1 rRNA gene is annotated in these 2,121 nt (G+C 62.8%); it reads left to right on the top strand.

The features are described from left to right. A 23S ribosomal RNA gene (locus HIJ39_RS22595) occupies window positions 1–2,121 on the top strand; the annotation flags it as partial.

Genomic DNA, 2,121 nt, shown 5'->3' with positions numbered 1-2,121 from the left:
GGGGATGCCTCGGGTGCAAGAAGGCGAAGAAGGTCGTGGCACGCAACGATACGCCTCAGGGAGCCGCGTCGCAGGCGTCGATCTGAGGATCACCGAATGGGGCAACCCCTCGGCCGACCGGCCGAGACGGCATCTCAACGGAGATGACCGGGCAGAATGCGGGAACTGAAACATCTCAGTACCGCAATCGGAAAAGCAAACGCGAACTCCGTAGTAGCGGCGAGCGAACCGGAGCCTTGTCTAAACGGATCGGCCTTGACCGGGCTGGAGGCCCTGTCGATCCGGGTTGCAGGCCATGTTGGGGGCGGCCTCCAGGTCCCGCCCGCGGCCCGTCCGGGCCGCCGGATTGAAGCTGTTGGAATGCAGCGCCCAAGTGGGTGAAAGCCCCGTCGGTCCGGCCCCGGAAGGCTGTGCAGCATGCGCCTAAGTACCACCGGGCTCGTGAAACCCGGTGGGAAGCAGGGTGGCCCACCACCCAAGACTGCCGACTTCTTGACACCGATAGTGGAGAGTACCGTGAGGGAACGGTGAAAAGCCCCCCGGGAGGGGAGTGAAAGAGACCCTGAAACCGTGTGCTGACAACCCGTCAGAGTCCCTTTGGGGGATGATGGCGTGCCTATTGAAGAATGAACCGGCGAGTGACCGGTCCCCGCAAGGTTAACCCCCGGGAGGGGGGCAGCCGGAGCGCAAGCGAGTCCGTGCAGGGCGTGAGTGAGGATCGGTCGACCCGAAACCGTGTGATCTAGCCGGCGCCAGGCTGAAGTCCCCTTAACCCGGGATGGAGGGCCGAACCCGTGTCCGTTGAAAAGGGCTGGGATGAGCGGCGGTTAGGGGTGAAATGCCAATCGAACACGGAGATAGCTGGTTCTCCCCGAAATCGCTTGAGGGCGAGCCTCCAAGATCGCGTCCATCGGGGTAGCGCTCTGTGAATGGAAGGGGTCCCGCCGGGATTACTGCCTGTTCGCAAACGACAAAGTCGATGGACCGCTTGTGGGAGTCAGACGCTGGGGGATAAGCTCCAGGGTCAAAAGGGCAACAGCCCAGATCGTCCGTTAAGGTCCCTAAATCACCGCTGAGTGGTAAAGGACGTCGATGGGCCCAGACAGCCAGGAGGTTGGCTTAGAAGCAGCCATCCTTGAAAGAGTGCGTAATAGCTCACTGGTCGCAGTCCGCCGGCGCCGATAATGTTCGGGGCTAAGTGGTGTACCGAAACGGCGACTGTCTCGGCCGTCCGGCCGAGATGGGGTAGGGGAGCGTCCCGTGGGGGGTGAAGGTCCGCTGGAAGGCGGGGTGGACCCCACGGGAGTGCGAATGCCGGTATGAGTAGCGAAAAGGGATGTGCGAATCATCCCCGCCGAAAGCCGCCGGGTTCCGGAGCCAGGATCGTCCGCTCCGGGTTAGTCGGACCTAAGGCGAGGCCGTCAAGGCGTAGTCGATGGAGACACGGTGGAGATTCCGTGACCTCCATCCGTTGGCGAAGCCTGCGGGACAGTCCCGCGTCGAGAAGCGCCCCGTTGGTTGTGGGCGTGGCCTTCGGGCCCGACGGTCCCCCGCGAGGGGGGCCGATAGTCGCCGGCGTGGGGCTCCAGAAAAGCGCAGGGGGAGACGGATGGAGTCCGTACCCGAAACCGACACAGGTAGGCGAGGCGAGAAGCCTCAGGCGCGCGAGTGACCTCTCGTTAAGGAACTCGGCAAAATGCCCCCGTACCTTCGGAAGAAGGGGGCCCGGCCCGGTCTCGGGCCGGGGACACACAAGAGACCCAAGCGACTGTTTACCAAAAACACAGGTCCCTGCGAAGTCGTAAGACGCCGTATAGGGGCTGACGCCTGCCCGGTGCTGGAAGGTGAAGGAGCGGGGTTCACGCCCCAACCCGAAGCCCCAGTCAACGGCGGCCGTAACTATAACGGTCCTAAGGTAGCGAAATTCCTTGTCGGGTAAGTTCCGACCCGCACGAAAGGCGTAACGACTTGGGTACTGTCTCAACGAGAGACTCGGTGAAATTGCAAGCCCTGTGAAGATGCAGGGTACTGACGACTGGACAGAAAGACCCCGTGGAGCTTGACTGCAGCCTGCTATGGGTCGTTCGGGCCGCGTGTACAGGATAGGTGGGAGGCGGAGAA

Source organism: Sulfobacillus harzensis, assembly GCF_012933365.1.
Classification (GTDB): Bacteria; Bacillota; Sulfobacillia; order Sulfobacillales; family Sulfobacillaceae; genus Sulfobacillus_B; species Sulfobacillus_B harzensis.
Note: the sequence above shows the minus strand (reverse complement) of the source record. Positions and strands in the feature narration are given on the sequence as shown.